This window comes from Sphingomonas faeni (assembly GCF_003053745.1).
Classification (GTDB): Bacteria; Pseudomonadota; Alphaproteobacteria; order Sphingomonadales; family Sphingomonadaceae; genus Sphingomonas; species Sphingomonas faeni.
In genome coordinates this window covers 228314-253214 of sequence record NZ_QAYE01000005.1, presented here as the reverse complement: position 1 = coordinate 253214, position 24901 = coordinate 228314, and the positions used below count along the sequence as shown (strand labels likewise).

23 protein-coding genes are annotated in these 24901 nt (G+C 65.6%); 13 read left to right on the top strand and 10 right to left on the bottom strand.

All coding sequences use genetic code 11. From position 1 onward, the window contains the following. The first annotated feature begins 41 nt into the window (after positions 1-41). Complete coding sequence (locus tag C8J25_RS11280) at positions 42-422, top strand: hypothetical protein (RefSeq protein WP_244187010.1); 381 nt, start codon at positions 42-44, stop codon at positions 420-422. A gap of 54 nt (positions 423-476) precedes the next feature. On the opposite strand, the gene C8J25_RS11275 is transcribed toward C8J25_RS11280, so the two are convergent. The 3 genes from C8J25_RS11275 to C8J25_RS11265 all read right to left on the bottom strand — a co-directional run bounded on the left by C8J25_RS11275 (position 477) and on the right by C8J25_RS11265 (position 2542). Further along, positions 477-992 (bottom strand): YciE/YciF ferroxidase family protein, encoded by a 516-nt coding sequence (locus C8J25_RS11275; protein WP_056489424.1) that lies wholly within the window; start codon positions 990-992, stop codon positions 477-479. Between the two features lie 110 nt (positions 993-1102). Further along, a complete protein-coding gene (wrbA, locus tag C8J25_RS11270) occupies positions 1103-1705 on the bottom strand; it encodes an NAD(P)H:quinone oxidoreductase (RefSeq protein ID WP_107954504.1) in 603 nt (200 codons plus the stop codon). A 117-nt stretch (positions 1706-1822) separates the two neighbouring features. After that, complete coding sequence (locus C8J25_RS11265) at positions 1823-2542, bottom strand: pirin family protein (RefSeq protein ID WP_107954503.1); 720 nt, start codon at positions 2540-2542, stop codon at positions 1823-1825. Between the two features lie 222 nt (positions 2543-2764). On the opposite strand from C8J25_RS11265, the gene C8J25_RS11260 reads away from it, so the two are divergent. The 4 genes from C8J25_RS11260 to ctrA all read left to right on the top strand — a co-directional run bounded on the left by C8J25_RS11260 (position 2765) and on the right by ctrA (position 7948). After that, on the top strand, positions 2765-3670 hold the full coding sequence (locus C8J25_RS11260) for a LysR family transcriptional regulator (protein ID WP_107954502.1): 906 nt from the start codon (positions 2765-2767) through the stop codon (positions 3668-3670). A gap of 249 nt (positions 3671-3919) precedes the next feature. After that, a complete protein-coding gene (gene mqo / locus C8J25_RS11255) occupies positions 3920-5638 on the top strand; it encodes a malate dehydrogenase (quinone) (protein WP_107954501.1) in 1719 nt (572 codons plus the stop codon). A gap of 364 nt (positions 5639-6002) precedes the next feature. Continuing rightward, on the top strand, positions 6003-7094 hold the full coding sequence (locus C8J25_RS11250) for an AI-2E family transporter (RefSeq protein WP_107954500.1): 1092 nt from the start codon (positions 6003-6005) through the stop codon (positions 7092-7094). Between the two features lie 152 nt (positions 7095-7246). Then, on the top strand, positions 7247-7948 hold the full coding sequence (ctrA, locus tag C8J25_RS11245; protein WP_056064964.1) for a response regulator transcription factor CtrA: 702 nt from the start codon (positions 7247-7249) through the stop codon (positions 7946-7948). Between the two features lie 233 nt (positions 7949-8181). Here the strand turns inward: ctrA and C8J25_RS11240 are convergent, their stop codons facing one another. Beyond that, positions 8182-9621 carry a phospholipase D-like domain-containing protein gene (locus tag C8J25_RS11240; RefSeq protein WP_107954499.1) on the bottom strand — a complete coding sequence of 480 codons (1440 nt, stop codon included), beginning with the start codon at positions 9619-9621 and terminating at the stop codon, positions 8182-8184. Positions 9622-9721: 100 nt separating this feature from the next. Between C8J25_RS11240 and dinB the strand changes: the two genes are divergently transcribed. Further along, complete coding sequence (gene dinB, locus C8J25_RS11235) at positions 9722-10807, top strand: DNA polymerase IV (RefSeq protein ID WP_107954498.1); 1086 nt, start codon at positions 9722-9724, stop codon at positions 10805-10807. 2 nt (positions 10808-10809) lie between these two features. Here the strand turns inward: dinB and C8J25_RS11230 are convergent, their stop codons facing one another. The 3 genes from C8J25_RS11230 to C8J25_RS11220 form a co-directional block, all read right to left on the bottom strand. Beyond that, positions 10810-12645 (bottom strand): sensor histidine kinase, encoded by a 1836-nt coding sequence (locus C8J25_RS11230; RefSeq protein ID WP_244187008.1) that lies wholly within the window; start codon positions 12643-12645, stop codon positions 10810-10812. 14 nt (positions 12646-12659) lie between these two features. Next, complete coding sequence (locus C8J25_RS11225) at positions 12660-14570, bottom strand: putative bifunctional diguanylate cyclase/phosphodiesterase (protein WP_107954497.1); 1911 nt, start codon at positions 14568-14570, stop codon at positions 12660-12662. An 87-nt stretch (positions 14571-14657) separates the two neighbouring features. Next, positions 14658-15572: an ROK family protein gene (locus C8J25_RS11220; protein WP_056488750.1), complete on the bottom strand. Its 915-nt coding sequence runs from the start codon at positions 15570-15572 to the stop codon at positions 14658-14660. Between the two features lie 165 nt (positions 15573-15737). Between C8J25_RS11220 and C8J25_RS11215 the strand changes: the two genes are divergently transcribed. Continuing rightward, positions 15738-16346, top strand: a complete 609-nt coding sequence (locus C8J25_RS11215; protein WP_107954496.1) for a Dps family protein — start codon at positions 15738-15740, stop codon at positions 16344-16346. Positions 16347-16426: 80 nt separating this feature from the next. Here the strand turns inward: C8J25_RS11215 and C8J25_RS11210 are convergent, their stop codons facing one another. Then, positions 16427-17107, bottom strand: a complete 681-nt coding sequence (locus C8J25_RS11210) for a hypothetical protein (protein ID WP_244187006.1) — start codon at positions 17105-17107, stop codon at positions 16427-16429. 79 nt (positions 17108-17186) lie between these two features. On the opposite strand from C8J25_RS11210, the gene ispH reads away from it, so the two are divergent. Genes ispH through rnhA form a run of 3 tightly spaced genes read left to right on the top strand, consistent with a single transcriptional unit; the run spans position 17187 to position 19556 of the window. Then, positions 17187-18143 carry a 4-hydroxy-3-methylbut-2-enyl diphosphate reductase gene (gene ispH / locus C8J25_RS11205; RefSeq protein WP_107954495.1) on the top strand — a complete coding sequence of 319 codons (957 nt, stop codon included), beginning with the start codon at positions 17187-17189 and terminating at the stop codon, positions 18141-18143. Between the two features lies 1 nt (position 18144). Next, positions 18145-19095, top strand: coding sequence for a homoserine kinase (gene thrB / locus C8J25_RS11200; RefSeq protein ID WP_107954494.1), 951 nt, complete (start codon positions 18145-18147; stop codon positions 19093-19095). Further along, on the top strand, positions 19092-19556 hold the full coding sequence (gene rnhA / locus C8J25_RS11195) for a ribonuclease HI (RefSeq protein WP_056064977.1): 465 nt from the start codon (positions 19092-19094) through the stop codon (positions 19554-19556). Before thrB ends, rnhA begins: the two co-directional genes overlap by 4 nt. Positions 19557-19559: 3 nt before the next feature. Here the strand turns inward: rnhA and C8J25_RS11190 are convergent, their stop codons facing one another. Together C8J25_RS11190 and C8J25_RS11185 are read right to left on the bottom strand one after the other, a co-directional pair. Then, entirely contained in the window at positions 19560-20645 is a 1086-nt protein-coding gene (locus C8J25_RS11190; RefSeq protein ID WP_107954573.1) for an NAD(P)/FAD-dependent oxidoreductase, read from the bottom strand. Continuing rightward, complete coding sequence (locus C8J25_RS11185; RefSeq protein WP_107954493.1) at positions 20642-21595, bottom strand: alpha/beta fold hydrolase; 954 nt, start codon at positions 21593-21595, stop codon at positions 20642-20644. Before C8J25_RS11185 ends, C8J25_RS11190 begins: the two co-directional genes overlap by 4 nt. A 79-nt stretch (positions 21596-21674) precedes the next feature. On the opposite strand from C8J25_RS11185, the gene C8J25_RS11180 reads away from it, so the two are divergent. From C8J25_RS11180 to C8J25_RS11170, 3 genes are read left to right on the top strand one after another with little or no spacing between them, the layout of a single operon-like run. After that, complete coding sequence (locus C8J25_RS11180) at positions 21675-22148, top strand: A24 family peptidase (RefSeq protein ID WP_107954492.1); 474 nt, start codon at positions 21675-21677, stop codon at positions 22146-22148. Positions 22149-22197: 49 nt separating this feature from the next. Next, positions 22198-23241: a Flp pilus assembly protein CpaB gene (cpaB, locus tag C8J25_RS11175; protein ID WP_107954491.1), complete on the top strand. Its 1044-nt coding sequence runs from the start codon at positions 22198-22200 to the stop codon at positions 23239-23241. Between the two features lies 1 nt (position 23242). Continuing rightward, on the top strand, positions 23243-24865 hold the full coding sequence (locus C8J25_RS11170) for a type II and III secretion system protein family protein (protein WP_244187004.1): 1623 nt from the start codon (positions 23243-23245) through the stop codon (positions 24863-24865). Positions 24866-24901: the final 36 nt, after the last annotated feature.

Genomic DNA, 24901 nt, shown 5'->3' with positions numbered 1-24901 from the left:
CGCGTTGACGATTGCCACAAAGGCATGCGGAGAGAGATCACATGGCCATTAAATTTGCAGGAACGATGAACGCGATCAACCGCGGGCTCGACGCGACCAAGCCCACCAAGGGCGCCGACATGGTCGAGGATTGGGAAGCCGCGCTGGCCGATACCGAAGTCTCCGGCGCCAAGGGCATCCTTCGCGACCTCGGTTCGCTGCGCAAGCAGCTGGAGAAGGACACGCCCGACGCCGACCGCGTCCACGCGCTGCTCCACCGCCTCGGCACCGCGACGACCAAGATCGCCGACAAGGCCGACAAGTCGCAGGACAAGCTGAAGGCGCTCGGCGAAGCGCTGACCGAAGCCGGTGAGGACGCACCCGACGAGGAAGAGGACGTCGCCGCCGCCACTGCCCCCAAGCGCGCCCGCAAGAAGGCCTGAACGAAAAACGGGCCGGCGATCACCTGATCGCCGGCCCTTTTCCTTACTTACGTCTCAGGCAGTAACCGCCTCCGCCTTCGGATTGACCTTCGACGTAGCCATCGCGGTCAGCTTGTCGTCGGTCGCATATTCCTCGTCGAGCGTTTCCTTGAGGATCGCCGCGATCTCGCTGCGACCAAGCTGGTTCGCCCACGCGATCAGCGTGCCGTAGCGCGTGATCTCGTAATGCTCGACCGCCTGCGCCGACGCGATCAGCGCCGCATCGAGCACTGCCTTGTCGGCGATCTCGCCCGCGACTTCGTTCGCTTCCTTGATGATCCCGTCGATCGCCGGGCAGGTCACCGCCTTGGCCTTCTCGCCGAGCAGCTCGAAGATCCGCTCGAGCCGAACGATCTGTCCCTCGGTCTCGCGCAGATGCGTCTCGAACCCGGCCTTGAGACCCGGCGCGGTCGCCTTGTCGGTCATCTTCGGCAGCGCCTTGGTGATCTGGTGCTCAGCATAATACACGTCCTGCAACTGGTGCAGGAACAGGTCTTCGAACGTCGCGATGTCCTTGGAAAACAAGCCCATGATCATATCCTCGCATAGCTGGTGCACGCGAAGCGAAATGCTCCGGTAGTGGGGAAACGCCCTTACCGCGGGGTAAGTTTCGTCTCCCCAGCCACCGGAGCCTCGCGGGATCAGCCGTTCAGCTTGGCCGCCGTTTCGGCGATCCGCTTGCCCTGGTAGCGCGCGCCGTCGAGCTCTTCCTTGCTCGGCATCCGGCTGCCGTCGCCGTCCGAGATCGTCGTCGCGCCGTAGGGCGAGCCGCCCTTGACCGTGTCGACACCCATCTGCGCCTGGAAGCCATAGTCGAGCCCGACGATCGTCATGCCGTGATGGATCAGGTTGGTGATGATCGAGAACAACGTCGTTTCCTGCCCGCCATGCTGGCTCGCGGTCGAGGTGAACGCACCGCCGACCTTGCCGATCAGCGCTCCCGAGAACCACTGGCCGCCGGTCGTATCCCAGAACTGCGCCATCTGCGCAGGCATCCGGCCGAAGCGGGTCGGCGCGCCGACGATGATCGCGTCATACTGCTCGAGCGCGGCGGGACCTTCGATCTCGGCATGCGCGGTATCGGTCTTGAAGTGCGCGGCTTCGATCACCGCCTGCGGTGCGGTTTCGGCGACGCGGCGGATGTCGACCTCGGCGCCACCGGCACGCGCGCCCTCGGCGACAGCATCCGCCATCTGCTCGATATGGCCGTAGGACGAGTAATAGAGCACGAGAACCTTGGTCATATGTGTTTCCTTCGAGTTCCCCTCCCGCTTGCGGGAGGGGTTAGGGGAGGGCAGTTCCGGGCGGGGTCGAGGAAGGAAGCCCCTCCCCCGACCCCTCCCGCAAGCGGGAGGGGAGTTTTACTCCGAGTCTACCAGAACGATCTCGGCATCCTCTTGAGCCGTGATCGTCACCGTCTGGCCGCCCAGCAGCGCCGCTCCGTCGCGCGCACCAAAGGCGTCGTCGCCGATCGTGATCGCACCGGTCGCCGGCACCAGATACACATGGCGTCCCTCGCCGACCGCATAGTCGACGCTGTCGCCAGCCTTCAACGTCGCCGCCAGCACCCGCGCATTCGCCCGGATCGGCAACGCATCGCCGTCACCCTCGAACCCGCTGGCCAGCGTCACGAACTGCCCCGAACGCTCGCCCTTCGGAAACGGCTTGGCACCCCAGCTCGGCGCGCCACCTTTACGCGAAGGCTCGATCCAGATCTGGAAGATCGTCGTCGTCTCGGGCTCGAGATTATACTCGGCATGCCGCACGCCGGTGCCCGCGCTCATCACCTGCACGTCGCCAGCCTCGGTACGGCCCTTGTTACCAAGCGAGTCCTGATGCGTGATCGCACCGCTGCGGACATAGGTGATGATCTCCATGTCCTGATGCGGATGCGGCGGGAAGCCCGAGTTCGCGGCGATCTGGTCGTCGTTCCACACCCGGATCGCGCCCCAGCCCATCCGGGCGGGATCGTAATAGCTCGCGAACGAGAAATGATGCCGCGCGTTCAGCCAGCCATGATCGGCATGGCCAAGAGTGTCGAAGGGGCGGCGTTCAACTTTGGAAAGGGTCGTGGTCGTCATGATAGGTCTCCACTGGTTGACCCCAAGATAGGCGCTGCGATTACGCCGTAAATAGAAACGCTGGAAACCGATCGTTTCGGTAGCTAACATCCCCTTCTTACCCCCTCCCTGAAAGGGAGGGGTTGGGGGTGGGTCGGCCGCTTGGCGAACGCGACTTTCCCTCGATAGCGACCCACCCCCAGCCCCTCCCTTCCAGGGAGGGGGAAGATCTGGAGACCCCACATGCGCCTGCCCGATCTCGAAGCCTGGGCGATCTTCGCCAGCGTCGTCGAGCACCGCTCGTTCAGCGCCGCCGCCGACGCGGTCGGGCTCAGCAAGGCGACCGTGTCGAAGGCGATCACCCGTCTCGAAGCGCATCTCGGCCAGTCGCTCTTCCACCGCACCTCCCGCCGCCTCGCGCTCACCGAAGCCGGCAAGCCGCTCGCCGAACACGCCGCGCGCATCCTCGCCGAAGCCCGCGCCGCCGAGGAATCCGCGCACGACGCCGCCAGCGCGCATACAGGCCGCGTCCGCCTTGCCGCACCAATGAGCTTCGGCGTGACCAACGTCGCGCCGATTCTCGCGGAGTTCCTCGTCGCGCACCCGGGTATCGAGGTCGACTTCCACCTCTCCGATGCGCGCGTCGACATCGTCGCGGAAGGCTTCGACGTCGCGCTGCGGATCGCTGAGCTGCCCGACAGCTCGCTCCGCGCCCGCCGCCTGTGCAGCATTCAGGCGCACACCGTCGCCGCACCCAGCTACCTCGCGAAGCACGGCACCCCGACGCACCCGGCACAACTCGGCGAGCACCAGCTGGTCGGTTATTCGAACGTCGTCGGCCCGTGGCGCTTCCACGGCCCCGGCGGCGCCGACGTGTCGGTTCGCCTGCAAGGCCAGCTCACTGCCAACAGCGGCGAGGCGATCGTCCCCGCGCTGATCGCCGGCCTCGGCATCGCCCGCCTCCCCGACTTCATCGTCGACCGGCATATCGCGTCCGGCGCACTCGTCACGATACTCGAAGACTGGGCGCCTGCGAAGATCGGACTCCATCTCCTAACCCCGCCAAGTCCCCTCCGCCCGGCGCGCGTCGAGGCACTGATAGACTTCCTCGCAGCCCGCCTTCGCGACCCCAACGCAGGGCAAGCGTAAAGCGGCGACCTTGCGCAAAACCGGGCCGGATGCCATGTAAGAGGCTGGATAGACGCTCGAGTTTGCACCCCAGCGCGATCCCAACGACACCCGATACCGGGATGAGGACTTTGAGCAGCGGCCGCGCTCAGTCGGTAGTATTTGTATCGATTTACGTGATTTCCGCGTGGCTGACCCGATAATCCGGTCATGGATTCTCGTCGTCTTCGGCCTGTGTCGGGACAGCGGACCATGCCGAAACGAATAGGCATGACCATGCGGTTTGACGCTAACGACACGATCTCTCCAGAAACCAAGACCGGCGTGACCCGGCGCAACCTGCTCGGCTCGGCGATCGTCGCCGGCGGTGCAGTCGCGTTGCCGATCGCGCACGCCGACGCCGCGACCATCGAGCGGACCGTCGACGTCCTGCTGATCGGTGGCGGCATCATGAGCGCCACGCTCGCCGTCCTGCTGCGCGAGCTCGAGCCGACCTGGACGATCGAGATGGTCGAACGCCTCGACAAGGTCGCCGACGAGAGCTCCAACGGCTGGAACAACGCTGGCACCGGCCACTCCGCTCTGTGCGAACTCAACTACACGCCGGTCAACAAGGCCGACGGCAAGGTCGAGATCGCCAAGGCGGTCGAGATCAACGAACAGTTCCAGGTCACCCGCCAGTTCCTCAGCCATCAGGTCGATACCGGCATCCTCGCCAACCCGCGTTCGTTCATCAATTCGACGCCGCACATGAATCTGGTGTGGGGCGATGCCAACGTCGCCTTCCTGCAAAAGCGCCACGCCGCACTCCAGGCGAGCCCGCTCTTCTCCGGGATGGAATTCACCACCGACCCGAAGCAGATCTCGCAGTGGGTGCCGGTGATGATGGAGGGCCGCGCGCCCGGCACCAAGCTCGCCGCGACGCGCTCGCCGCTCGGCACCGATTGCGACTGGGGCGAGGTCACGCGCCAGTACATCGCCTCGCTCGCCAAGCAGGACAATTTCACGCTGACCACGGGGCATGAGGTCCGCTCGCTGGAACGCGAGACGATCGGCGGCAAGAAGGCGCGCTGGCGTGTCACCGCGCGCGATATGAAGACCGACGAGAAGCAGGTGATCAAGGCACGCTTCGTGTTCGCCGGTGCAGGCGGCGGCGCGCTGCCGATCCTCCAGAAGTCGGGCATCCCCGAGGCCGACGATTATGCCGGCTTCCCGGTCGGCGGCTCGTTCCTCGTCGCGGACAAGCCCGAAATCACGCACCGCCATCTCGCCAAGGTCTACGGCAAGGCGGCGGTCGGCTCGCCGCCGATGTCCGTGCCGCATCTCGACACGCGCTTCCTCGACGGCAAGCAGGCGCTGTTGTTCGGCCCGTTCGCGACCTTCTCGACCAAGTTCCTCAAGGAAGGCTCGTATTTCGATCTTCCCGCGTCGGTCACGCTCGACAATTTCCGGCCGATGCTTGCGGTCGGCTGGGACGATTTCGACCTCGTCGAATATCTCGCGGGCCAGCTCATCATGTCGGACAGCGACCGGATGGATGCCCTGCGCGAGTATTTCCCGGGTGCGAAGGACGGCGACTGGCGCCTGTGGCAGGCGGGCCAGCGCGTCCAGATCATCAAGCGCGATCCCGAAAAGGGCGGCGTGCTGCGCCTCGGCACCGAAATCGTCGCGTCGAAGGACGGCTCGATCGCCGCGCTGCTCGGCGCCTCGCCGGGCGCCTCCACCGCGCCGTCGATCATGCTCAACCTGCTGAAGAAGGTGTTCCCGAACCACCTCGCCACCGCCGGCTGGCAGGCGAAGATCCGCGAGATCGTGCCGACCTACGGCGTGATGCTCAACGAGACCCCGGACGTCCTAGCCGAGCATTGGGCATCAACCGCGGACACGCTGCAACTCGCGATTCCCTCGCCCACGGTCGGCATCGCAGCCAACCCACGCCCCGCGGCCATGCGCGTAAAGCCCGACCGCAGCCCCGACCTCGCGCTGTAAGTTAAACCGACGTCCATTCTACAATCCTCCCCCGCCAGGGGGAGGTGGCTGGCACTTGCCAGACGGAGGGGAAGGTAAGGGAAACCTCTGTTCCGTGTCCTCCCCCTCCGTCACCTTCGGCGACACCTCCCCCTTGCGGGGGAGGATCAGCGAGTGTCGTTTCCGGAACGCACCTTAAGTCTTTGGAACGGCTGTCCTACGCTGCGACGATCTGCCACGGTCGCAAGATGATCGCCCCGCCCTCCTCGCAAAACCGCCATCAAGCCAGCCTCGGATCGGCTCCAAAAGCCGAAAGTGCACAGTCCGCACAAACCGCGCCAGCGTGTGCACTTTGTGAACTTCCAGCTTTTCGGCGGGCCGCAGCGTGAACCGCCTGGCCCCCGATGCAGACGATTCGCGCTTCATCCGCCGCGTCATCCTGACCATCGTGATCGTCGCGGTCGTCGCGGCACTCTACAAGGCCGGCGACCTGCTCATCCTCGCCTTCGGGTCGATGCTCGGCGCGATCGTCATCCACGCGATCGCCGATCTCTACCGCGACCATCTCCGCGTCCCACGCAAGCCCGCGCTCGGCCTCGGCATCGCCACCGTGCTCGGCGTCATCGCGTTCCTAGTGTGGTTGTTCGGCGTGCAGTTCCGCAGCCAGGTCAACGTCCTGATCGCCCAGACACCGGCGCTGCTCGACCAGCTCGCCGCATATCTCTCGCAAAGCGCGGTCGGCGCGAAGCTCGTCGACGCCGTACAACAGGCCTATGCCGGGTCGAAGGTCGCGCAGGATGTCGGTGGACTCGTGACGGGCGCTGGCGAGCTCGTGCTCAACTGCCTGTTGCTGCTGGTCGGCGCGCTGTTCTTCGCCGCCGACCCCAAGGTGTACGAACGCGGCTTCCTGCTGCTGATCCCGCGCTCGAAGCGTGCCGCGGTCGAGGATGCGCTGTTCGACGTCGGCTCGACGCTCCGGCTGTGGCTCGGCTCGTCGCTGATCCTGATGACGACGATGGGAATCCTGGTCGGCATCGGGCTTTGGTTGTCGGGCGTCCCCAGCGCGGCCGCGCTCGGCCTGCTCGCCGGATTGTCCGAATTCATTCCGTATATCGGCCCCACCGCGGCGATGATCCCCGCTCTAGGACTTGCCGCAACGCAAGGGACCTCGTCGATCGTCGGCACGCTCGTCACCTATGCCGTCGTTCGGCTCGTCCAGACCAATTTCATCACGCCGTACGTGCAGAACCGCGTGATCTCGATCCCACCCGCGATCACGGTTTTCGCGATCATCGGTATCGGTACGATCTTCGGCCTGTTCGGATTGTTCTTCTCAGCGGCGCTGCTGGTGGTGATCTTCACGCTCGTCCGCAGCCTGTATCTGCGTGAGGTTCTCGGCGAGGATATCCCGAAGACGGTCCACCGGACGCTGCTCGGCCCCGACCTGACGCCGAGCCCTCCGACCGAAGATTTGTAAAGAATTCAACTGCTCGGCGGCGATCCAACCGATTCGTCGCGTCAACCTTAGTCCGAAATTAACCTTTTGCCTTCAGATGTTGTGTGGTTAATGAATGGAAGTCGAGCGGCTGGCATGGGGTGTCGGACGGTCTTGCGAAGAGGGGACGACGCATGCGAGTGCTGCTGATCGAGGACGAGCCGACGACGGCCAAGGCTATCGAGCTGATGCTGACGACCGAAGGGTTCAACGTCTACATCACCGATCTCGGGGAAGAAGGCCTCGATCTGGGCAAGCTGTATGATTACGACATCATCCTGCTCGACCTCAACCTGCCCGACATGCATGGCTATGACGTGCTCAAGCGCCTGCGTGTCGCCCGTGTCGCGACGCCGGTGCTGATCCTGTCGGGCGTCAACGAGATGGACTCGAAGGTACGGAGCTTCGGCTTCGGCGCCGACGACTATGTCACCAAGCCGTTCCACCGCGAGGAACTGATCGCGCGCATCCACGCCGTCGTCCGTCGCTCGAAGGGGCACAGCCAGTCGGTCATCCGCACCGGCAAGCTAGCGGTCAATCTCGACGCGAAGACGGTCGAGGTCAATGGCAGCCGCGTTCACCTGACCGGCAAGGAATATGCGATGCTCGAGCTGCTCTCGCTCCGCAAGGGCACGACCTTGACCAAGGAAATGTTCCTCAACCACCTTTACGGCGGGATGGACGAGCCCGAGCTGAAGATCATCGACGTTTTCATCTGCAAGCTCCGCAAGAAGCTCAGCCTCGCGTGCGACGGCGAGAATTACATCGAGACCGTCTGGGGTCGCGGCTACGTGCTGCGCGAACCCGACGAAGTGCTCGAATCCCAGGTCGCGTAACTCCCCAGTTTTCGGGAGCACGAAGGCCGCGGCATCGGGGGGTGCCGCGGCCTTTCCTATTTATTCCTAGTTATGGGGTGCCAAGCTGCCCATCTCATCCTCCCCCGCCAGGGGGAGGTGGCTGGCCCTTGCCAGACGGAGGGGGAGGAAAGCGAAACGTCGGTTGTGCATCCTCCCCCTCCGTCGCCTACGGCGCCACCTCCCCCTTGCGGGGGAGGATACTGAAATCCGCCCTAAGTCTTACGCCGCCACCGCCGGAACAGCCCCCGCTTGCTGAGCGACTCGAACATCTCCTGAGGGCCTTCCGGATCGAGCACCTCGTTATCCGCCAGCCAAGCCTCGACCGCAGTCAGGTCGGGCACCTCGTAACACCGAAGCGTCTTGCTCACGCCCTCCCGCTCCTGACGCAACCCCTCGATCGTCTCGATCAACGAGCCGGTCTCGGCGATCATCGCACTGACCACCTCCACCGCGACGCCCAGATGCTCCGCCATCAACCCATCCCGGATGGCCGCAACAGCCTTCGAGGTCGCAGCGTCGGTAGCCTGGATCGCCAGGTCGCACTCCGTATCGAGCCGCAGCGACCGGTTGTTGACGTTCGAAGATCCCAACCGGAACACGTCGTCGTCCGCGATCAGAATCTTGGCGTGGCAATAGATCGGCGCGCCGTCCCTCGTGTACGGATGATACATCCGCAGCCGCCGATGCGTGTCGCGCCGGTGTAGCGCCTCCATCAACCGCGCCCGCGCGGTGTCCATCGCCAGCGGCTCCAGCCACCCCTGCGCCACGGTCGGGTTGATGATGACGATCTCCGGCCCGGCCGCCTCGTCGAGCCGCCGCGCCACCGCCTCCGCCACTTTCCGCGACGCGAAATACTGGCTCTCGATATACAGATGCTTCTTCGCGCGGGCGATCTGTCCCAGGAACAGCGCCTCGCTTTCGTACACCGGCGCCTGGTCCGACATCTCCGGCTCGGTCCGCGCGATGCCGACGTCGACGTCGTGAAAATCCACCGCAAGCCCCTTCGGCCAGAACGTCCCGCCCGGCACGCCCGCTGCCATCGGCTTGCCCCCCGCCAGTCGCCAGCGACGACGGAACAACTCGCCCAGCGCGTGCGCAACGGGGCCCTCCACCGCGCTGATCGCGTCGTGCCACGGCTTGTACGGCTTGCCCGACGGCTGGACGCGGTGCGGATCGCCGTCGCGGTGTTCGCGCGTGTCCCAGCGGTCGCCGGTCATGTCGATCCCGCCGCAGAACGCCAGCGCATCGTCGATGATGACGATCTTCTGGTGATGCGACGCCGCGGTCGGATGATGCCCGTCGAGCTTGGTATGGATCCGCTTGTGCCGCATCCACTTGATCATCGTGAACAGCGTCGACCCGCGGAACAGCGACTTGATCGCCCCGGTATCCCAGCGCAGCACGAAGATCTCAAGTTCGGGTTCGCGCTCGACCAGCCAGTGCATGAACGCGCCCAGCGTCTTGGGTTCGCCGGGTCGATCGACGCCGGGCTCGAGCGAAATGCGCGCATCGAAGTCCCAGCCGATCAGCAGGATGCGGCGTTTGGCCCCCAGCATCGCGACGCGCGCCGTCCGGAAATAGTCCGCCGCATCGACGATCACCGCCATCCGCTCGGCGCGTTCGATCCGCCAGCACTCCGTCCCAACCTGCATCGGTATCCCTTCGTCCGTTGCCGACTGATATGCGTGGCGCGCGGTTTGGTTGCGTAAACGCCCTGTATAGCCGTGCGTTGCCGCCCTATCTGAGGGGACGATGGCCGCTCCTCCTACCCAGCCGCCGGCGCAGCGCAAGGTGATCCATGTCGACATGGACGCCTTCTACGCGTCGGTCGAACAGCGCGACGATCCCTCGCTCAAGGGCCGCCCGGTGGCGGTCGGCGGATCGCGTGCGCGGGGCGTGGTGGCAGCCGCGAGCTACGAGGCGCGAGCGTTCGGTGTCCGCAGCGCGATGCCGTCGGTCACCGCGATCCGAAAATGTCCCGATCTCGTGTTCGTGCCCCCCCGGTTCGACGTGTACCGCGAAGTCTCGGACCGCATCCGCGCGATCTTCGCCGACTATACCGACCTGATCGAGCCCTTGTCGCTCGACGAGGCGTATCTCGACGTCACCGAGGACATCCGCGGGCTCGGCACGGCAGCCGCGATCGCGGAGGAAATCCGCGCGCGGATCAAGGCGGATACCGGCCTCACCGCGTCCGCCGGGGTCAGCTACAACAAGTTCATCGCAAAGCTCGCCTCGGACCAGAACAAGCCCGACGGCATCTGCATCATCACGCCGAAGCGCGGCGCGGCGTTCGTCCAGTCGCTGCCGGTCAAGCGATTTCACGGTGTCGGGCCGGTGACCGCGCAGAAAATGGAACGGCTCGGCATCCTCACCGGCGCGGACCTCTACGGCATGACGCTCGCGTTCCTCCAGGCGCATTTCGGCAGCTATGCGGACTATCTCTACGGTGCGGCGCGCGGCATCGATCACCGGCCCGTGCGCGTCGACCGCGCCGCGAAGTCGGTCGGGGCGGAACGGACGTTCGAGACGAACCTGACGACCGCGGAGGATCTGCGCGCGGCGCTGCACCGGGTGGCGGATGCGGCATGGGTGCGGATCGAACGGCACGGCACCCGCGGTCGCACGGTCACGCTCAAGCTCCGCCACGCCGACTTCCGCACGATCACGCGTGCACGATCGTCACAGGCACCGGTCACGGACAAGGCCGCATTCCTGGCGGCGGGCCTCGACCTGCTGATGGCGCAACTGCCCGTGCCGGACGGCGTGCGTCTGCTCGGGCTGACGTTGTCGGGCATCATGGGCGAGGACGATGACGTGCAGCCAAGCCTGTTGTAGCCTCACCCGAGGTCGACGCCCCCCGCATCAGGCGCCAGCAGCGTCAGGATCGCAACCGCGCCCTGCCCCGGCCCTTCGCTCTCCAGACGCAGCGAACCCTGCATCGCGTTCACCGAATTGGCACACCAGTGCAGCCCCAGACCGCCAGACTTATGCGCACGCGTGGAGAAGCCGCGGTGGAACAGCGTCGCCGCGACCTCGGGCGTGATCCCCTCGCCGTCGTCGCGGATCTCGATCGTCACGCGGCCGTCGACCTGCTCGATAGCGGTAACGATCGATCCGCTGCCGGTTCCCCGCGCGACGATTGACTCGGCCGCATTGGCGAACAGATTGCCGATCACCTGGCTCAGGATCAGCCGGTTCGCCATGACCAGATTGGGTCCCGCAGGAAATCCGAACGCGATCGAAGCGCCGTCCAGATAACGGACGATCGTCGCGTTGCGCGCGATGATCGCGGTGACGTCGCATATCTTCAGCGCAGGGCGTTCATGCGCGCCCTGCTGCTGCTGGCCGATGATCTCCAGCACATGCCCCATCGCCTCGCGGCCGATGCTGAGTTCATGACGGGTGGATTCGCGGTTGGCGGCGTCCGCGTCGATCGCCGCGGTGACGAACGCGGCCAGTTTCTGGCGGCGGTCGTCGGAAACATCGCCTCGCGCGAGTTCCTCGATCGCCCGGTCGAGCGTAGCGCGGTCGATTGGCGGCACCTGCGCGATCTCGCGGCTGAGAATCGTGCTGATCGGGTTCAGCGCATTGCGGACGTTGTGCATTACCGCCACCGCACTTTCGCTCCGCCCGAGATCGAATGACTGCACGCCGATCTGTTCACGCAGATCCTTCAATTGCTGCAACATCGCGTTGAAGTTGCGCCCGAGCGAACCGATCTCATCGCGCCGCTCGTCCTCGTCGAGCAGCGCAAGCGATCCCGACGCGCGAACCCGACGCATATGGTTCTCGATGCGCAGCAACGGACGCAGCACGAGTTGCGCAATGAGGCGACGCAGCACGATGAGCACGAACAGCAGAAGCACGATCGATCCTGCGATCGCAAACACCAGCACGCGCCTGCCGAGCCGCGTTGCATCACTTGGCACGGCAAACCGGGTCGTCGCCACGGCGCGTCCGTCGGCTCCGATTAGGGGCACGGCAATTGCCGCTCTCGACCCTCGATAGGACGCCACCCCCGAACTGCTGGAACCGACGTCTAACGTCGCATCGACACCCAAAGCTTCGGAAATCTGCTTAGCGGTTATCACGCGCGCGACCGCGATATAGCCCTGCCCGATATTCGCGCCGCTTGCCGCCGCCATTCGCGCGACACCTACCGCTGCGACACTATTCCCCAGCCGCGTATAGAACCGCGCCGACCGACGCCGGCCAAGCACGTGCGCAAAGTCCGTACGATCGAGCAAATCAGTCCATTGTTGCGACGAGGTCGAACCCAGCGGTCCGTTCCAGCGCGCGTCAGCGATACGGCCGTTTGCTGCGATCTCGGCAACGCCATCGGCAGGGAGTGATCGCGTCACAGGCTTAGCGCGACTACCAGACGCAAGCCTTGCCTCGGATAACCCCGCTGCATCGCGGCGATCTCGCGCTTCCGCCTGGACCCCGGCAGCGTATCTGGTCAGCACCGCACGCGTCCGTTCGCCCTGCCCCGCAATCGCCGCGTCTTCCAGCTTGGTAAAGCTCGGCGTGATGATCGAAGCCAGCAACACCGTGATCGCGACTGTTCCGCACAGCGCGACGCCCGTCATGATCAGCACGAGTTTCGCACCGAGCGATGCAGGCCGCCGCATCTTGCCGAATTGCCGCCCCAGCGTCGCCGGAACGCGACCCATGCCGACCGTCGGCACTAGTTCAGCATTCCATTGCCCAATTGCCGCGGTGCCGTCGGTCCGTCACCCGCCACATCGTCTTCGCCGCCGAGATAGCGCGCGTTTGCCATGCCGAGTGCGACATCCGCCGCAACCGGTCGCGAGTAGAAATACCCCTGAAAATGGCTCGCTCCAGCCAGCTTGAGCGCCTGGACCTGAGCGTCGGTCTCGACCCCCTCGGCAATCACGCCGAGTCCCAGCGCGCGACCGAGGTGGATAATCGAATGCACGATCGCCGCGCTTTCGCGCTCCCGACCCATCCCATCGATGAACGAGCGGTCGATCTTTAGGCAATCGAGCGCGAACTTGCGGATGTTGTAGAGGCTCGAATAGCCCGTTCCGAAATCGTCGAGCGCGATCCGGAAGCCCATCTGGCGTAGCTTGTAGAGCGTTTCCGCAGCGCGTTCGGCATCGTCGAAAATCGCGGTTTCGGTGATCTCGATCTGCAATCGCGCAGGCTCGATCCCGGCGCGCTCGACGCTCTCCATGATGTGCCCGACGAAATTGTGCCGGCGGAACTGGCGCGGCGAGAAATTGACCGAGACATACTGGCCAGGCCATTGCTTCAGGACGTCGAGCGCTTCGCCCAGCACCCAGTCGCCCAGTTCGTGGATCAGGTTCGATTCCTCGGCGATCGGAATGAACGTGCTCGGGCTCATCGCGCCATATTCGTCGGTGTTCCAGCGGATGAGCGCCTCGAAACCGATCACCTCGACCGCGTCGCGCGACACGATCGGTTGATAGACCAAACTCAGTTCGCCCTTCGAAATCGCCTGGCTCAGCCCACCCTCGACCCGCCGGCGAAAGCGGATGCCTTCGTCCATGCTCTCGTCGAACAGGCGAACGATGCCGCGACCGCCGCGCTTGGCATCGTTGAGCGCAAGGTCGGACCGTCGCATGACGTCGACTGGATCGCGGCCCTGCCCGCCCTCGCTGACCACCACACCCGCCGACGCGCCGCCCTGCACCGAATTGCCGAACACCTGCAGGCTGACCGAACACGCCGCGACGACCCGCTCGCACGCCATGACGCCCGCCGCCTCGCCGGACGTCTCGAACAGGATGCCGAACTCATCCCCGCCAAGCCGCGCGACCAATGCACCCGCCGGCGCCGATCGCTGCAGGATCGCGCAGATTTCGCGGATCAGCGCGTCGCCCGCCAGATGGCCAAGCGTATCGTTGACCAGCTTGAAGCGATCCAGATCCACCATGACCGTCGCGAACAGCCCCGCCGCGCGCGTTCGTTCGGCCAGCGCGCGCAGGAACGCGAGCCGGTTCGGCGCGTCGGTCAGCGAGTCATGCGTCGCCATATGCACCGCGCGACTCTCGTTCGCGGCAAGCTCGGCGCTCTGCTCTTCGAGTTGAACAACCTGCGCGGCCAGCGTGACACGGGCCGCCTTCAACTCGCGATCGATTTCCCACCGTTTCGCAAGCGCCGTCGCGGTCTGGGTGACCTCGGCGACCTCGAACGGCTTTGCGATGTAGAAGATCTTGTCGGCAGGTCCTGCAACCTTGCTGATCTCGATCGGCGAGAAATCGGAAAATCCGGTGACGATGACGAGGTTGATCTCCGGGTCGAGCGCCCGGATACGCTGCGCCGTCTCGCGCCCGTCGATACCGGGTGGCATGCGGATATCGATGAACGCGACCGCGAACGGTTCGCCGTCCGCCAACGCCCGCGCGACGTCCGCGACCGCGTCCAGCCCTTGATGCACATGCGTCAGCACGAAGCCGGCGATGTCCCCGCGGCGGAGCTCACTGGCGTTCCCGCCAAACAGGTCGGCCGCCATCGCGCCAAGCGCCTCGCCGCTCTCCGATCGCTGACCGGCGAAGCTGCGCCGGTAGCTGTCATGCATCGCTGGCTCGTCGTCCACGATCAGAATGCGCATCGATACAGTTCCTCACTGGCCACCGCATCCGTGCCTTGCGGTACGCCAAGTGCCTTCATCGTTACGAAGGATAGTAACCTAAAGCAGTTAAGACGCTGTGAACGATGTTTGTAACTTATGTCCAAGTGCTTGAGCGCCCAGCACGATTGCGCCAAGCGGCCCGGCGTTGTTGCCTAACGCAGGCGGCACGATGAACGTATCGACGAGCGCGACCTCGGGTAGCGTGATGTATCCGCCGAGGCTCCGCGTCATCGCCGCGCGGACACGCGGGAACAGATGCGATGCCCCCATCACGCCGCCGCCCATCACGATGCGGCGCGGGATGCCGGTGAGCACGAGCGTGTGGCAAAGCTGCCCCAGCGCGTCCGCGACGTTGTCCCAGACCGGATGCTCGGCAGGCGCTTCGTCGGCGGGAAATCCGATCCGTGCCGCGATCGCGGGTCCCGCGACCAGTCCCTCGATACACGCGCCGTGGAACGGGCAATTGCCGATCCAGTCGTCGCCCTGGAACCGAGCGGGGCGGATATGGCCGAGTTCGGAATGCGTCAGCCCATCGACCGGACGGTTGCCCGCGATCATGCCGGCGCCGACCCCGGTGCCGACCGTGACATAGGCGATATCCGGCAAACCCTTCGCCGCGCCCCAAAACGCCTCGGCCAACGCCGCGCCGACCACGTCGCTATGGAAGCCCGTGGGCACGCCGTAACGTCGGCTCAGCCGTCCCGCGATATCGGTCCCGGCCCAACCCGGCTTGGGCGTCGAGGTGATATGGCCGTAATCCCCCGAATGGCGATCGATCGATACGGGCCCGAAGCTCGCGATACCGATCGCCACGAACCCGCTCCACCGGTCCAGCACTGCCTCGATCGCGGCCAGCGTCTCTTCGGGGCGCGTGGTCGGAATCCGCACGGTTTCTTCGATCTGGTCGGGTCCGCGCGCAAGAATGCAGATGCATTTGGTGCCGCCAAGTTCGATACCTGCGACCAGCGGTGCTTCCGTCATCCTCAACTCCCAACACGTTTACCGCGCCCGCTTCCTTCGCCGACGCCGTCCAGTCAAGAGCGGGGCGGTTTTCGCGATCACGCTGAACGAGGATTTGATCTGCTGTCGATCCGTCCGTTCGTGCGTTATGCCGGTCGAGTTCACCCGAACAGACAGGAATTCCGAATGGCGAAGAAACCCGCGAAGCTGATCAAGACGGACACCGATGTGTCGGTCGAGGCACAGCCACAGTACAAGGTCGAATATCGCGAAATCCAGCCTTATGGGACGCTGAAGAAACTCCCGATCGCACTTGAGGACAATGCCCGCGCCCAGAGCGTCGCGACGCTGAACCAGGTGCTAGCGGACACGATGACGATCCGCGACATGTACAAGAAGCATCACTGGCAGATGTCGGGCGCGACCTTCTACCAACTGCATCTGCTGCTCGATAAGCACTACGAAGAGCAGGCTGCTCTCGTAGATCTCGTCGCCGAACGCATCATGGCACTTGGCGGTATCTCGATCGCGATGTCGCACGATGTCGCGGAGATGACGACGATTCCCCGCCCGCCCAAGGGTCGCGAAGACGTCCCGACGCAGCTTGCGCGCCTGCTCGAAGCGCATGAGATCATCCTGCGTCAGGCTCATGAAGGCGCCGAAGCTGCCGACGAATCGGGCGACGACGGCACCAACGATCTGCTGGTGAGCAACATCATTCGCACGCACGAACCGCAGGTGTGGTTCCTGGCAGAGCACCTCGCCGCGACCGAACTGGTCCGAAGCGACAAGTAAGATTACGGCCCCCTCTTCATGCGAAGAGGGGGCCGTACTTCGTTCCGGCAATGCCGTGGGCGATAGCCCCCCCGACGCGCTCAGCGCGTGGCGTTATACTTCAACTGATCGTCGGTGAGCTGGAACCCGACCAGCGCCTCGAAGCTCGCACGCAGCACGGCCTGGCGCACTTCCGGCGTGCTCAGCGGATCGACCGCAGCGTCCTGATCGCCTGCCTTGCGCCGGCGGGTCAGCTTCTCCCGAACGTCTTCCGGCAAGGTGGCCGCAGCGCGTGACACGGTCGCAGTCGTCGTGCCCGACGCCGAAGCCAGCGCCTGGCCGGCGTCGAAGTGCAATGCCACCCGGCCGATGCGCTTGGCGACGACCGCGCTGCCGCCCCGCACGACGGTGATGAAATACGGCAGCGTCACGTCGCGCGCTGCTTCGGTACGGCTGCGGCGGGCCCGAATGTCGAACGTCACGTTGGTGACGACCTGATCGGTCGCATCGGCGCAGGTCGAGCGGACGTTGGTCATGAAGGCGACGACGTCGATCGCTGACTGGTCGCGGCTGGTGACCGGGTCGAACAGCGTGATGTCGCCGGTCGCTGCCGGGATCGCCACGGGCGGGCAGACCGAACGGACTGCGGAAATGCCGCCGGTCGCATCGACTTCACCCTTGCCGGCGCACCCGCTCAACAAGATCGCACACGCAGAAACGGCTAGGATAGGGGCTTTCACGGCGACGCTTACCTTCTCGAACGAGCGAAAGGGCCACCGCATGTCGCAAGCGGCCCCTGTCGCGGCGCACCATAGGAACCGGCTATCGTCCAGGCAAGCAATCGCGTAGAGGCGTGGCATCATGAGCCCAATCGACAAGCCGCCGCTCGAACTGTTGATCGCAGCACCCCGAGGCTTTTGCGCAGGCGTCGACCGCGCGATCCGGATCGTCGAACTGGCGATCGAGAAACACGGGGCGCCGGTCTACGTCCGCCACGAGATCGTCCACAACAAGTTCGTCGTCGACACGCTGAAGGCGCAGGGCGCGATCTTCGTCGAGGAACTGGACGAGGTGCCCGATGGCGCCCCGGTCGTGTTCTCCGCGCACGGCGTGCCCAAGTCGGTGCCGCTCGACGCGCAGAATCGCGGGCTCGAATATCTCGACGCGACCTGTCCTCTGGTGTCGAAGGTGCACCGTCAGGCCGAGCGGCTGGTCGCGCAAGGTCGGCATATCGTGTTCATCGGCCATGCCGGGCACCCCGAGGTGATCGGTACGTTCGGGCAAGTGCCGGCGGGCGCGATGTCGCTGATCGAGACGGTCGAGGACGCCGAGGTGTTCATGCCGATCGATCATACCAACCTCGCCTTCCTCACCCAGACGACGCTGTCGGTGGACGACACCGCCGCCGTCGTGGCGACGTTGCAGCGCCGCTTCCCGCAGATGCTGCCGCCACGTGGCGAGGACATCTGCTACGCCACGTCGAACCGCCAGACCGCGGTAAAGGCGATCGCGCACAGCGTCGATGCGGTGCTGGTGATCGGTGCGCCGAACTCGTCCAACTCGGTGCGGCTGGTCGAGGTCGCTGAACGCGAGGGGACGCCTGCGATGCTGATCCAGCGCGCGAGTGAGCTCGACTGGGACTTTCTCGCCGGCGTAGGCACGCTGGGCATCACGGCTGGCGCGTCGGCGCCCGAACTGCTGGTCCGCGAACTGGTCGACCGGCTGTCGGAGCGCTTCACGGTGACGGAGCGCGAGGTCGAGACGAACCGCGAGACGGTCGCGTTCAAGCTGCCACGCGGACTGGAGGCGGCCGCCTAGCATGGCGGTCTACACGCAGGTGTCGGCGGAGGCGCTGGGCGCGTTCCTTGCGCGCTACGATCGGGGCGAACTCCTGTCCGCTAAGGGCATCGCGGAGGGCGTGCAGAACAGCAACTACCTCGTCGAGACGACCGCCGACCGGTTCATCCTGACGCTGTACGAGGAACGGACGTCGACCGACGACCTGCCGTTCTTCCTCGACATGCTCGATCATCTCGCGGCCGACGGCAATCCCGTACCGCGCGCATTGCCCGATCGTGACGGCGCGGCAATCCAACAGCTCGCCGGACGATCGGCATGCCTGATCGAGTTCCTGACCGGGGTTTCGGTATCGCATCCAACCGCGGCGCAGGCGTTTGCGGCGGGTGCGGCGATGGGGCAGATGCACACGAGCCTCGCAGGGTTCGACCAGGTCCGCCCCAACCCGCTCGGTGCGGATACCTGGCGACCGTTCCTGGAGCGCTGCGGCCGCGACATCGACACGATCGAACCGGAGCTGTTCGACCGGACCGAGGCGGCGTTGACGGCGGTCCTGGCGGAATGGCCGCGAGATCTGCCGATGGCGGCGATCCATTCGGACCTGTTCCCCGACAACGTGCTGATGCTCGGCGACCGCGTGACCGGGGTGATCGACTTCTATTTCGCCTGCACCGACATTCGCGCCTATGATCTGGCGGTGATGCATACGTCATGGGCGTTCGACGGCGATGGCGAGAATTACGACCCGGCGATCGGCAAGGCGCTGATCGACGGCTACGTCAGCCGTTTTCCGCTATCCGATGCGGAACGCGCTGCGCTGCCGATCCTGGCGCGCGGCGCTTGCCTGCGGTTCCTGCTGACGCGCGCGTGGGACTGGCTCAACACGCCGGCGGATGCGCTGGTGACGCGCAAGGATCCGCTGGCCTATTGGCGGCGGCTCGAGACGTATCTCAAGGACGACCTGTTTGCATGACTGACGAAGCTCCCGTTTCCATCACCAAGGTCGAGATCTTCACCGACGGCGCGTGCAAGGGCAATCCTGGCCCCGGTGGCTGGGGCGCGGTGATCCGCATGGGCGCGCACGAGAAGGAATTGTCGGGCGGTGAGACGCCGACGACCAACAACCGGATGGAGATGACCGCGGCGATCGAGGCGCTCAACGCGCTGACCCGGCCGTGCGCGGTGACGCTGTATACCGACAGCAAATACGTCATGGACGGCCTCACCAAGTGGGTGAAGGGCTGGCAGCGCAACGGCTGGAAGACCGCCGACAAGAAGCCGGTGAAGAACGCCGAACTATGGCACGCTCTGCTGGCGGCGGTCGCGCGGCACAAGATCGAGTGGCAGTGGGTCAAGGGTCATGCCGGCCACCCGGAGAACGAGCGCGCCGACAAGCTGGCGAGCGATGCCGCGGTCGCTGCGGGACGCAAGTAAGAATTAGAACCGCTCGGGCGCGTACCGGGCGGCGTCGATCGCTGCAACCGCAGGGTCCGGGCTAACACCGAGCAGCAGGCTGGCGGCGAGCAGCGCAGCCGCGGGCGCGGTCTGAATCCCGAAGCCGCCCTGTCCCGCGCACCAGAAGAAGCCGGGCACGTCGCGGTCGAACCCATAGATTGGCAGGCGATCGGGCGCGAACGTGCGCAGCCCGGCCCAGCGTCGTTCGACGGCGGCGACTCGCCAGTCGACGACCTGCTCGAACCGATCGATTGCGATCGCGACGTCGATCTCCTCGGGTGAGGCGTCACACGGGTCCGTCGGCGTCTCGTCATGCGGGCTTAGCCACAGCCGGCCGCCGGGCTCGGGCTTGAAGTAGAACCGACCACCAAGATCGGCGACGTGCGGCATCCCGTCGGGCGCACCGGGATCGGTGCGGAGTTGCACCATGGTCCGGCGATACGCCTGCAAGCCGAGCGGGCGCACGCCCGCACGTAACGCGACGTCATCGGCCCAGGCGCCTGCCGCGTCGACGAGGGTCCGCGCGTGGAACGTGCCGGCCTTGGTCTCGATCGTCCAGACACCGGCGGCGCGTTTCGCGGCAGCGAGCGCCGCATCGGTAACGAAGACCGCACCGGCGCGGCGCGCGGTGGCGATGCTTTCGGCGTGAAGCGCGGCAACGTCGATATAGGCGCAGGTCGCTTCCTGCACGCCGAGCGTCCATTCGGGGCGCAGTCCGGGCACGAAAGCGGCAGGATCGACCCGGTCCAGGCGCACGTCGCTGTCGGCGAACTCGGCCAGGAACGCGTCCATCGCCGCTTCGTCCTCGGCGCGACCGACATGCAGCGAACCGAGCGGCGCCAGATGGCCGCGTGCATGCAATAATGGCCCGGACGCCGTAGTCAGCGGCTGGATATCCGGCCCGCCGTAAGTTTCAGACCAGAAGGCAGCCGATCGCCCCGTCGCGTGATAGCCCGGCGCGTCCTCCGCCTCCAGGACGAGCACGCTCGCCTGCGACCCGATCGCCGCGGCCAGGCTAGCGCCCGCCATGCCCGAGCCGACGATCGCGATATCGTAGATTTTCGTCACCGTCGGACCGCGCACACAGCCAGAAACGAATCGATCGCCGACAGTGCGCGGTTTCGCACGCCATCCGCCTCGCGCAGGATCTCATGCGCGGACTCCGACCCGAAGCGAACGACCTCCGCATTGGGGAGCCGCGCCGCAAGTCGGAGCGCCGCACGCGAATCGACTAGCTTGTCGGCCTCCGCAATCAGCATCAGCACGGGTGTATCGATCGACTCGACCCGCGCATCGCTCGCCAGCGCCGCAGCGCCCGCGAACCCCTGTGCAAGCCACGCCCAGCTCGGCGGCCCCAGCACGAGTTCGGGATGCGCCGCCTGCCACCAGCCCTCGTCGCTGTAGCGATCGGCGTCGTGCGTTAGCAGCGACTGACGCGAGGCGACCGATCCCGGCCGCTCGTTGCTGCGCCACGCCGCACGCGCAGGGTCGCCGCGACCGGCAATCCACCGCGCAATCGTTGCGCTGAACGCTGCCCCGAACGGCGCCTTCAACCCGATCATCGGCGCAACCAGGATCGCCGCATCGGGCGCGATCGTGCGATCGGCGAGCGCACGCATCACCATCATCCCACCCATCGAATGGCCGAGTATCACCCGTGGCAGGCCAAGGCCCGCGTCCTCCGCGCTCCAATCCGACCAGAACGCCGCAAGGTCGGCATTGAACACCCGATAGTCGCTCGCATGGCCGACATGCGGATCGCTCGACAAACGCCCGGACCCGCCCTGCCCGCGCCAGTCGAACGCCGTCACCGACCAACCCGATGCATGCAGATGCGCGAACGTCTCGAGATATTTCTCGAAGATATCGCCGCGCCCCGTCTGGAACAGCATCCGCCCTCGTGCCGCCTGCGCAGGCCAGTCGAATCGGCGCAGCTTCCAGCCGTCGGGCGCGGTCCAATAGCCGATGCGCGCCTCATCCGGAATCGTCCGACGCACCGTCGGCGGATCGACCGTCATGCGCAAACCCGTGGCATCATTCGAAATTCCTCCAAGCACGGTTACTTTTTCGAAAGCCATGTCCGTTAGGGACTAGCCGATGGGATGGAACATTGCTCTTCCAATTTTGATTCTGGTGCTCGGCGGCCTGCTGGTCTCGGCGGGTATCCAGGATGCGCGGACGCGGGAGATCGCGAACTGGAAGACCGCGGCGGTCGCTCTGCTGGCGCCGCTGTGGTGGTATGCGAACGGCCTCGATCCGTGGCCCGACATGGCGCTGCAGATCGGCGTCGCGCTCATCGTCTTCGCGCTGTTCCTGCTCGCCTTCCACTTCGGCATGATGGGCGGCGGCGACGTGAAGCTGATCGTCGCGCTCTCGCTGTGGCTGCCGTTCCCGGCGTTCCTGTCGATGCTGATGGTGATGTCGATCGTCGGCGGCCTCGTCACGCTCGTCATGATGATCGAGCATCGAGTTAAGAAGAACACCGGACAGATCGAGGTCCCTTACGGCGTGGCGATAGCAATCGCCGGACTTATCGCGCTGCGCGAACCACTCCTTAACCAGTTTCAGTGATGATTAACGTCGAAATACATTCGCGGCGCCTGAAAGGCACGATCTAGTCATGGATACACGCAAGATCATTTTGCTGGTCGGCGCGCTTATAGTCGCAGCCGTCACGGCCTTCTTCGCCCGAACGCTGATCGCCGGCAGTTCGGCGCCGCAAGCTGGCGCGACCGCCATCGCCGCGCCGGTCATCGACGGCCCCGAAGTGCTGGTCGCGACCCGCTCGCTCCCGGTCGGCACGATCCTCGACGCCACGGCGCTGAAGTTCCAGCCCTGGCCGAAGGAGTTGGTCGACAACGCCTATTACCTTCGTGACAAGACCGACCTGAAATCGCTGCAGGGCACGGTAGTGCGCAGCATCATCACCGCCGGACAGCCGGTCACGCAGGGCGCGCTGGTGAAGCCCGGCGATCGCGGGTTCCTCGCCGCGGCACTCGGGCCCGGCATGCGCGCGGTCACCGTCCCCGTCTCGGCACAGGCCGCAGTCGCCGGGTTCGTGTTCCCGGGCGACCGGATCGATCTCGTCCTTACCCAGGAGGTCAAGGGCGGTGGCGACGGAGAGCCGCTCAAGGTGTCGGAGACGATCCTGCGCAACATCCGCGTGCTCGCGACCGATCAGCGTACCGACAACCTGGTGGGATCCGACGGCAAGACCGAGGTCAAGACCTTCTCCAACGTGACGATCGAGGCGACGCCGAAGATCGCGGAGCAAGTTGCGCTCGCACAGACGCTCGGCTCGCTGTCATTGTCGCTGCGGTCGATCGCCGACAATTCCGCCGAGCTGGAGGAAGCGATCGCGTCGGGCGCCGTTAGCGTGCCCAACGGCACCGACCCGAAAGCCGAGAAGGCGATGTTGGTGCGGGTCGCCAGCCAGCCCATCTCCGGCGCATCCAGCTATCAGACCGGCGCCGACGTCTCGCGCTATCGGCGCAGCACGGTGCCCGGCCGGCCACCGGAAGGCGGCGGACCAAATGGTGGACCGATGCAGGTCATGAACAGTCCACAGCCGAGCGGCGGCGGCACCGTCGTGACGCAAGGCCCGGCAGTACGGGTCGCCCGCGGCAACGCGGTGACCTTCGTTCCGGTCGGGGGGAAGAATTAAGATGCGTATCTCCATGACGCGCCGCCTGCCCCATATCGGCTGGCCGCTCGCAATCGCGCTGGTGGCTGCGACCGCAGCTCCTTCCGCCCCTGCACTCGCCCAGCGCGGACAAGCTCGTACGCAGGCCGCCCCCTCGGGACTGCCCGTCGTCCAGGTCAACACCGGTCGCGGACGTCTCGTCACGCTGGCGCGGCCGATGAGCGACCTGTTCGTCGCAGACGACACCATCGCCGACGTTCAAGTCCGCTCGCCGACTCAGCTCTACGTGTTCGGCAAGAAGACCGGCGAGACGACGATCTCGGCAACCGCGAAGGGCGGCGGCGTCGTCTACGCTACGACCATCCGCGTCGGCAACAACCTCGATTCGGTGCAGCAGATGCTCGGGCTCGCGATGCCCGAAGCCCAGGTCGTCGCGACGCCGATGAACGGGTTGATCCTGCTCACGGGCACGGTCGCCGCACCCGAGGATGCCGCCGAAGCCGAGCGACTGGTGCAGGCGTTCGTCGGTGATTCGACAAAGGTCCTGTCGCGACTGAAGACGGCGACGCCTCTGCAGGTAAATCTCCAGGTACGCGTCGCCGAAGTCACGCGGAACTTCGTCAAGAACATCGGCGTGAACCTGACGAGCCGGAGTTCGGGTAACTTCCTCTTTAACATCGCGCAGGGGCGGCAAGGCACGATCACGACTGCCCCCGGCGTTGTTGGCCTTCCCAATGCGCCGGTCGACGCCAACGGCGCACGGCCTGGCAACACGCTCTTCGGCTTTCCTGCCAAGGCAGCGATCGGCTCGACTGTCGGCTTGGCGGGGCGCCTGCTCGGCATGGACCTGCTCGGCGCGATCGATCTCGGTGAGACGCTCGGTCAGGTAACGATGCTCGCCAACCCGAACCTGACCGCGCTGTCGGGCGAGACGGGCACGTTCCTGGCAGGCGGCGAGATACCGATCCCGCTGGCGCAGGCGCTCGGCACGATCTCGGTCGAATACAAGCAATACGGCATCAGCCTCGCCTACACGCCTACGGTGTTGTCGGACGGTCGTATCTCGCTTCGGGTACGCCCCGAAGTGTCGCAGCTCGACTACGCCAACGCGATCACGCTGAGCGGCACACGCGTCCCCGGCCTCACGACGCGTCGTACCGAGACTACGGTCGAACTCGGCTCGGGCCAGAGCATGATGATCAGCGGCCTGCTGTCGAACAACAATAACAACAGCTACGACAAGACGCCGGGGCTGGCGAACCTGCCGATCATCGGCGCGCTGTTCCGCTCGAACGCCTTCCAGCGCAACGAGACGGAACTCGTGATCGTCATCACGCCGTATCTGGTGAAGCCGGTCAACAACGCCAGCGACATCGCGCTGCCGACCGATGGCGCGCGCGCACCGACCGATATCGACCGCGTGCTGCTCGGAACGCTCAGCGCCACCGGCGGCGGCAAGCGGCCGGTGCCGACGATCGCGCGACCGTCCTATGTTCCCCCGGCGATCGGCGCCGCCGCCCCGGTCATGCCGATGCCGCGTAGCGACGTCCGCCGCAGCGAGGACGATATCGCCGCGCGCCCTGCCAACGGGAATGGCGCCAAGACCAAGAAGGGCGCCGTGCCTGCGCCAGGTTTCTCGAATTGAGCCGGCCCGTGCCCCGCTGCTCGCGAACACAGCATC

Excerpts from the sequence above, each read along its gene's own strand:
- C8J25_RS11240 (WP_107954499.1), bottom strand. The coding sequence starts at position 9,621 with ATGCAGGTTGGGACGGAGTGCTGGCGGATCGAACGCGCCGAGCGGATG.
- ctrA (WP_056064964.1), top strand. The coding sequence starts at position 7,247 with ATGCGAGTGCTGCTGATCGAGGACGAGCCGACGACGGCCAAGGCTATC.
- C8J25_RS11230 (WP_244187008.1), bottom strand. The coding sequence starts at position 12,645 with ATGGGTCGCGTTCCGGCGACGCTGGGGCGGCAATTCGGCAAGATGCGG.
- thrB (WP_107954494.1), top strand. The coding sequence starts at position 18,145 with ATGGCGGTCTACACGCAGGTGTCGGCGGAGGCGCTGGGCGCGTTCCTT.
- C8J25_RS11185 (WP_107954493.1), bottom strand. The coding sequence starts at position 21,595 with ATGACGGTCGATCCGCCGACGGTGCGTCGGACGATTCCGGATGAGGCG.
- dinB (WP_107954498.1), top strand. The coding sequence starts at position 9,722 with ATGGCCGCTCCTCCTACCCAGCCGCCGGCGCAGCGCAAGGTGATCCAT.
- wrbA (WP_107954504.1), bottom strand. The coding sequence starts at position 1,705 with ATGACCAAGGTTCTCGTGCTCTATTACTCGTCCTACGGCCATATCGAG.
- C8J25_RS11180 (WP_107954492.1), top strand. The coding sequence starts at position 21,675 with ATGGGATGGAACATTGCTCTTCCAATTTTGATTCTGGTGCTCGGCGGC.
- mqo (WP_107954501.1), top strand. The coding sequence starts at position 3,920 with ATGACCATGCGGTTTGACGCTAACGACACGATCTCTCCAGAAACCAAG.
- C8J25_RS11210 (WP_244187006.1), bottom strand. The coding sequence starts at position 17,107 with ATGCGGTGGCCCTTTCGCTCGTTCGAGAAGGTAAGCGTCGCCGTGAAA.
- C8J25_RS11265 (WP_107954503.1), bottom strand. The coding sequence starts at position 2,542 with ATGACGACCACGACCCTTTCCAAAGTTGAACGCCGCCCCTTCGACACT.
- C8J25_RS11220 (WP_056488750.1), bottom strand. The coding sequence starts at position 15,572 with ATGACGGAAGCACCGCTGGTCGCAGGTATCGAACTTGGCGGCACCAAA.
- C8J25_RS11225 (WP_107954497.1), bottom strand. The coding sequence starts at position 14,570 with ATGCGCATTCTGATCGTGGACGACGAGCCAGCGATGCATGACAGCTAC.
- C8J25_RS11275 (WP_056489424.1), bottom strand. The coding sequence starts at position 992 with ATGGGCTTGTTTTCCAAGGACATCGCGACGTTCGAAGACCTGTTCCTG.
- C8J25_RS11260 (WP_107954502.1), top strand. The coding sequence starts at position 2,765 with ATGCGCCTGCCCGATCTCGAAGCCTGGGCGATCTTCGCCAGCGTCGTC.
- C8J25_RS11215 (WP_107954496.1), top strand. The coding sequence starts at position 15,738 with ATGGCGAAGAAACCCGCGAAGCTGATCAAGACGGACACCGATGTGTCG.
- C8J25_RS11280 (WP_244187010.1), top strand. The coding sequence starts at position 42 with ATGGCCATTAAATTTGCAGGAACGATGAACGCGATCAACCGCGGGCTC.
- ispH (WP_107954495.1), top strand. The coding sequence starts at position 17,187 with ATGAGCCCAATCGACAAGCCGCCGCTCGAACTGTTGATCGCAGCACCC.
- rnhA (WP_056064977.1), top strand. The coding sequence starts at position 19,092 with ATGACTGACGAAGCTCCCGTTTCCATCACCAAGGTCGAGATCTTCACC.
- C8J25_RS11170 (WP_244187004.1), top strand. The coding sequence starts at position 23,243 with ATGCGTATCTCCATGACGCGCCGCCTGCCCCATATCGGCTGGCCGCTC.
- cpaB (WP_107954491.1), top strand. The coding sequence starts at position 22,198 with ATGGATACACGCAAGATCATTTTGCTGGTCGGCGCGCTTATAGTCGCA.